General features: G+C 70.8%; 7 protein-coding genes. 3 read left to right on the top strand and 4 right to left on the bottom strand.

The window, feature by feature from the left end:
- Positions 1 to 1468, bottom strand: a 1468-nt coding sequence (locus VGJ24_RS00605; protein ID WP_331498489.1) for an MFS transporter, incomplete at its 3' end; no start/stop codon positions are given.
- 180 nt (positions 1469 to 1648) lie between these two features.
- Here VGJ24_RS00605 and VGJ24_RS00600 point away from each other — a divergent pair.
- Genes VGJ24_RS00600 through VGJ24_RS00590 form a run of 3 tightly spaced genes read left to right on the top strand, consistent with a single transcriptional unit; the run spans position 1649 to position 3443 of the window.
- Positions 1649 to 2674 (top strand): sigma-70 family RNA polymerase sigma factor, encoded by a 1026-nt coding sequence (locus VGJ24_RS00600; RefSeq protein ID WP_331498487.1) that lies wholly within the window; start codon positions 1649 to 1651, stop codon positions 2672 to 2674.
- A 23-nt stretch (positions 2675 to 2697) separates the two neighbouring features.
- Positions 2698 to 3054, top strand: coding sequence for a hypothetical protein (locus VGJ24_RS00595; RefSeq protein ID WP_331498486.1), 357 nt, complete (start codon positions 2698 to 2700; stop codon positions 3052 to 3054).
- Positions 3051 to 3443, top strand: a complete 393-nt coding sequence (locus VGJ24_RS00590; protein WP_331498485.1) for a hypothetical protein — start codon at positions 3051 to 3053, stop codon at positions 3441 to 3443. Before VGJ24_RS00595 ends, VGJ24_RS00590 begins: the two co-directional genes overlap by 4 nt.
- Before the next feature lie 55 nt (positions 3444 to 3498).
- On the opposite strand, the gene VGJ24_RS00585 is transcribed toward VGJ24_RS00590, so the two are convergent.
- The 3 genes from VGJ24_RS00585 to VGJ24_RS00575 form a co-directional block, all read right to left on the bottom strand.
- Positions 3499 to 3993 (bottom strand): VOC family protein, encoded by a 495-nt coding sequence (locus tag VGJ24_RS00585; RefSeq protein WP_331498484.1) that lies wholly within the window; start codon positions 3991 to 3993, stop codon positions 3499 to 3501.
- A gap of 59 nt (positions 3994 to 4052) precedes the next feature.
- The gene (locus VGJ24_RS00580; protein WP_331498483.1) at positions 4053 to 4883 is read right to left on the bottom strand and encodes an NYN domain-containing protein; all 831 of its coding nucleotides are present in this window, start codon (positions 4881 to 4883) and stop codon (positions 4053 to 4055) included.
- Positions 4880 to 5898 (bottom strand): zinc-binding dehydrogenase (locus VGJ24_RS00575; RefSeq protein WP_331498482.1); only part of this gene is annotated, 1019 nt, incomplete at its 5' end. The genes VGJ24_RS00575 and VGJ24_RS00580, both read right to left, overlap by 4 nt.

Genomic DNA, 5898 nt, shown 5'->3' with positions numbered 1-5898 from the left:
CTCCGGCGCACGACCGGGAGAGATCAGACGGCGCCGGCCCCGCAACCGACTCGGCCATCGGCGTACGCCGCTCCCGGGCGATGCCGAGGGCGGCCAGGGCGCCGAGCACCGAGATGCACGCGGCGGTGACGAGGGCGGGCTCGTAGCCGGACAGCGTCTCTGACGGCGTGGCCAGCGACCCGTGAGCGTCGAAGACCACCGTCACCACGGCGACCCCCGCCGCCTGGCCGATCTGTTGCACGGTGTTCAGGACGCCGGCCGCCCGCCCGAGCAGCGCCGGTGGCGCCGCGTTGAGCCCCGCTGTGGACGGCGCGGGCAGCGCCATCGAGATCCCGACTCCCGCGAGCACGAACGGCGCGACGAAGGCGGCGTACGACGCGTGCGTGTGCGCCTCGTGCAGCAGCCACAGGAATCCGACGGCCTGGAACAACAGGCCCGGAGCGGCCAGCGCCCGGGCGCCGACGCGGTCGACCAGCCTGCCGGCGAGCGGTGCGACCAGCAGCGGCGTCATCGTCCACGGCAGGAACCGCAGTCCCGTGCCGAGCGGCGAGTCGCCACGCGAGATCTGGAAGTACTGGCTGGTCACGTACGCCGTCGCGAAGATCGACGCCGCCATCAGGAACTGCGTCAGCGAGGCCGCCGCGAACACCCGCGACCGGAACAGCGACAGCGGCACCATCGGCGCCGGCGCGACCGCCTGCCAGCCCACGAAGGCCGCGAGCAGCACGACCCCGGAGGCGAGCGCGATCAGCACCTCGGCCGAGCCCCAGCCGGCGTCGGGGGCCCGGAGGACACCCCACACCAGCGAGGCCATGGCACCGGAGGCCGTGACCATCCCGAGCGGGTCGAGCCGGGAACGCGGACCGAAGGTCTCCGGCAGGATCCGGAGTACGGCGAGCGCGGCCGCGAGGCCGAGGGGGACGTTCACCCAGAACACCCAGTGCCAGTCCAGGCCCTCGGTGACCGCGCCGCCGACGAGCGGTCCGGACGCGACGCCGAGCCCGGCGACACCGCCCCAGATCCCCACGACGGCGCCGCGCCGGTCGGCCGGGAACGACGACGTGAGAAGGGTCAGTCCGAGGGGCATCACGATCGCGGCGCCGAGTCCCTGCACCGCACGGAACGCGATCAGCATCCCCAGTGTCGGCGCGAGTGCGCAGGCCGCCGACGCGAGGCTGAACAGCACGAGCCCTCCGGCGTACGTGCGTCGGCGCCCGAGCCGGTCGCCGAGTGCGGACGCTGTGATGATGCCGGCGGCGAAGGTGAGGGCGTAGGCGTTGATGATCCACGGCAGGTTCCCGGCGCCGCCGCCGAGGTCGGCGTGGATCGAGGGCAGGGCGGTGACGACGACGAGGGCGTCGAGGGTCACCAGCAAGTAGGCGCCCGCGGTCAGGAGCACGGTCAGCCGGCGGTACGGCTGCTCCGTCGGGCTCTCTGCGCGGGTCAGACCGGCGTCCGGACGTGGCATGAGGGTTCCTCTCTCCCACCGGCGACCGGGTGTCACCGGCGTACGTGTGAGCAGACGCGAGGTACGCCGCGAACTGGGCGCCGCCGGACCGCCCAGTTCCGCGGCCGCCCGTCGTCTACCTCCCCAGCCACCTGTGTCGGTGGCCCGCGAGAGGGTCTTTGGAGTTGCGAAGGTGAGGACATGGAGACAGACCTGGTGGCTGACCTGTTGGCGCGAGCCCGAGCGGGTGACGAGGACGCGTTCGGCGAGCTGGTCGCGCCGTACCGGCACGAGCTGCAGGTGCACTGCTACCGGATCCTGGGTTCGTTCCAGGACGCCGAGGACGTCCTCCAGGAGACCCTGCTCTCCGCCTGGCGCGGTCTCGGGCGCTTCGAGGAGCGCTCCTCGGTCCGGACCTGGCTCTATCGGATCGCGACCAACCGCAGCCTGGACGCGGTCCGCGCCGGCTCGCGGCGGGAGCCCGACGTGAGCTCCCGCATCCGTGGCGTCGTACCTCCCGAGCCGACCAGCTACGGCGAGGTGCCGTGGCTGCAGCCCTTCCCGGATGCTCTTCTCGACCTGGCCGACACCGCTCCCGGCCCCGAAGCGGTGATCGAACTGCGCGAGGCGATGTCACTCGCGTTCGTGACGGCCCTGCAGCTGCTGCCGCCGAGACAACGAGCGGCCCTCATCTTGCGCGACGTGCTCGGCTACCGCGCTGCCGAGGCCGCCGACATCCTCGACACCACGGTGGAGTCGGTGACCAGCGCGCTGAAGCGGGCCCGGGCCACGCTCGACGGGAACCACGAGTTGGTTGCCAAGCGCGCCCAGCCGTGTCCGCCGGAGCCAGGATCTCCCGAGGAGCGGCATCTCCTGGAGGCCTACCTGGACGCCTTCTCGCGTCATGACGTCGACCAGCTGGTCTCGCTGATGACGGACGACGTGTGGGTGAAGATGCCGCCGATGCCGTACGAGTACCACGGCCGCGATGCCGCGATCGCCTTCCTGCGGGCCATCGCACCGCCCGAGGCGCGGGTCATGCGGATGATCCCGGTCCGGGCGAACGGCTGCCCGGCCAGCGGCATCTACGCGCTCGACCCGGCCACCGGCACCTACCGGGCGCTGGGCCTCTACGTGTTCGGTCTCGCCGGCGAGCAGATCAGCGAGATCGTGCGGTTCGAGTCAGGCGTGATGGCGAGCTTCGGGCTGCCCCGGATCCTGGGCTGAGAGGCGCCCTCTAGGCTCGCCGGGTGACCGCACTGCAGATCGTGCTCAGCGCGGTCTGCGTCCTCTTGGCGGTCTGGCTGGTCGTCCTGATCGTGCGCGACCGCCAGCCCGACGACTACCTGTACGCCGCGCTCGGGCTGCTCGAGGTCGGACTCGTCGCGCAGCTGGTGATCGGGCTGGTGATGGTCTCCGGCGACCACGGCGGCGTGAACGTCGCGGCGTACGTCGGCTACCTGGTCGGCGCGCTGGTGATCCTGCCGATCGCGTTCGTGTGGTCGGTGGGTGAGCGCACCCGCTCCGGCACCGGAGTATTGCTGGTGGCGGTGGTCGTCGTACCGGTGCTGTTCCTGCGGTTGCACCAGCTGTGGGGTGCGAAGTGACCTCCACCAGGACCGGGTTCGGCCGCATCCTGGTCTTCGTGTACGGCGTGTTCGCGCTGGCCGCGACCGCCCGCGCCCTGGTGCAGCTGGCGACCCAGGCCTCGAAGGCGCCGGTCGCGTACTCGCTCTCGCTCTTCTCCGGGATCGTCTACATCGTCGCCACCTGGGCGCTGGCCACCGACCGACGCCGGGTGGCCCTGGTGACCATCGGGATCGAGCTGACCGGGGTGCTGGTCATCGGCACCCTGAGCCATCCTTCGGACATCGACCGGGCCAGCGTGTGGTCGGACTACGGGAACGGCTACGGGTTCGTCCCCCTGGTGCTGCCGTTCGTCGGCCTGTGGTGGCTCTGGCACATCAACCGCCCCCAACGCCCGATGCTTGGATAGTACGTATCAATCGGCCGGCGGGGTGACCGGCCGATTGATACGTACTATCGCTCCGTCAGAGGACCTTGGTGCCGTACATCTCCCCCAGCGGGTCGGCCAGCAGCTCGAGGCGGGCGCCGTCGGGGTCGCGGAAGTAGATCGACTTCTCGCTCTCCACGAGGTACTCGATACCGGCGGCGTCGAGCTTGCCCCGCAGGTGGTCCCACTTCTCCTGGGTGACCGAGATGGCGAGGTGATGCAGTCCGCCGAGCACCTCGGCGTACGGACCGAGGTCGAGTCCGGGCAGGTCGAAGAACGCCAGCAGGTTGCCGTGCCCGATGTCGAAGAAGAAGTGGTTGGACCCGGCGTAGTCCCGGTTCTCGAAGATCTCGGTGAGCGGGAACTCCAGGACACCCTGGTAGAAGTCGATCGTCGCTCGTACGTCGGAGCAGATCAGCGCGAAGTGGTGCAGCCCCTGGGCGCTGCTCGGCGGCCGGTCGCCGGAGTCCTGCAGGTAGTCGCCCTTGATCCGCTCCCGCTCGGCGTTGATGGCTTCCAGGTCGATGCTCATGTCATGGCTCCCGTCGATGGTTGAACCATCATCTAGGGGAAGGCCGCTGCACGCCAGGGTCAGCCCTTGCTGCGCTTGCGCGACCTGGTCGTCGACGCCGGCCTGACGAAGAGCGTGGTGCGCCCGCTGCCGGCGGCCACCTCGTTCACTTCGAGTTGGGGAAGGTCCCGGACGAGCGTGCTCAGCTTGGCGTAGCCGTAGTTGCGGGAGTCGAACGTCGGATTGGTGTTGACGACGTACGACCCGACCTCCGAGAGGGATGCCCACCCGTCCTCCTTGGCACTCGCCTCCACGGCCGGCAGCAGCAGGTCGGAGAGTCCCTCGAGACGCTGCTTCTTGGTGGGCGCGGCCGACCGCTTCGCCGGCGCCTTCGCGGCCGCCTTGGCCGCGGTCCCGGTGGCCTTCTTCGCGGCGGCCTTCAGCGGTTGCTCCGGCTCGGGGGCCTCCGGGTCGTCGCCGATCAGCACCTCGACGTAGGTGAAGCGGTCGCAGGCGTTCTGGAACGCCTCGGGCGTCTTGCGGGCACCGATCCCGAACACCCGCTTGCCCGACTCGCGCAGCCGCATCGCCAGGCGGGTGAAGTCGCTGTCGCTGGAGACGATGACGAAGGCGTCGACGTTCCCGGAGTAGAGCAGGTCCATGGCGTCGATGACCAGGGAGAAGTCCGTGGAGTTCTTCCCCAGGGTATAGGCGAACTGCTGCACGGGCTGGATGGCGTACGTCGGCAGCTTGTCGCGCCACCCCTTCAGGTGCGTGCTGGTCCAGTCGCCGTACCCGCGGCGGATGCTCAGGGTGCCGTGCTTGGCCGTCTCAGCCAGGATCTGGCGCGTCCACTGATGGCTGATGTTGTCGCAGTCCATGAGCACCGCCACGCGTGCTGGGTCGGTCATGGTCGCTCCCGGTGTCGGTCGGTCGGAAAGGTCACGAGCGCCCGGCCACCCTCGCCGCGTTGCATGCGCTCGAAGGCCGCTGGTACGTCGGCGAGGGTGATCCGGTCGGTGATGGTGGCGGCGAGGTCGAGGCGGCCGTCCGCGACGTACTCCAGGAGGCCCGAGATGTCGTGGCGGGCGTCGCTGTTGCCGTAGATGCTGCTGACCAGGGTCCGCGAGAAGTGGAAGAGCTCGAGCGGGTTGAAGGTGACCTGCTGGTCCTTCGGGCCGACGCCGACAACGACGCAGGTGCCGCCGCGGCGTACGGCGGTCCAGGCCTGGCGGATCGTGGTCGCCGAGCCGACGCACTCCAACGCCCGGTCGGCGCCGCGACCGTCGGTGAGGCCCCGCACCTGCTGGGCGAGATCGGGCGAGGCGACCAGGAAGTCGGTGGCGCCGGCGGTGCGGGCGAGCGACTCCTTGGAGTCCGAGACGTCGACGGCGAGGATCCGGTCGGCGCCCGCCAGCCGGGCCCCCATCACGGCCGAGAGGCCGACACCGCCGAGACCGATGACCAGCACCGTGTCGCCAGGCTGAATCCGGGCGGCGTTGCGCGCGGCACCGACCCCGGTGAGGATCGCGCACCCGAGCAGGGCCGACTCCTCGAGCGGTACGTCGTCCGGCAGCGGCACCACGGCGGTCGCGGGGACGACGACCTCCTCGGCCATCGCGCCCAGCCCCAGGCACGCCTGGAACGGCGTGCCGTCGGCCAGGGTGCCGCCCGGCGTCCCGGTGATCCCCTCGATCGTCGAGCAGAGCCACGGCTCGCCGTGCTCGCAGTGCCAGCAGGTGCCGCACGGGACCGCCCAGTTGAGGACGACGTGCTGCCCGACGCCGACGTTGGTGTCCGGTCCCGCCTCGGTGACGACCCCGGAAGCCTCGTGACCGAGCACCAGCGGGTACGACGGCCGCAGCGTGCCGTTGACCATGGACAGGTCGGAGTGGCAGACGCCGACCCCGGCGATGCGGACCCGGA

Origin of the sequence: Nocardioides sp., from assembly GCF_036493135.1 — a bacterium.
Taxonomy (GTDB): domain Bacteria; phylum Actinomycetota; class Actinomycetes; order Propionibacteriales; family Nocardioidaceae; genus Nocardioides.
Note: the sequence above shows the minus strand (reverse complement) of the source record. Positions and strands in the feature narration are given on the sequence as shown.

What these genes read in the sequence shown, in the direction of transcription:
- VGJ24_RS00580 (WP_331498483.1), bottom strand. Translation starts at nt 4,883, where the DNA reads ATGACCGACCCAGCACGCGTGGCGGTGCTCATGGACTGCGACAACATC.
- VGJ24_RS00585 (WP_331498484.1), bottom strand. Translation starts at nt 3,993, where the DNA reads ATGAGCATCGACCTGGAAGCCATCAACGCCGAGCGGGAGCGGATCAAG.
- VGJ24_RS00600 (WP_331498487.1), top strand. Translation starts at nt 1,649, where the DNA reads ATGGAGACAGACCTGGTGGCTGACCTGTTGGCGCGAGCCCGAGCGGGT.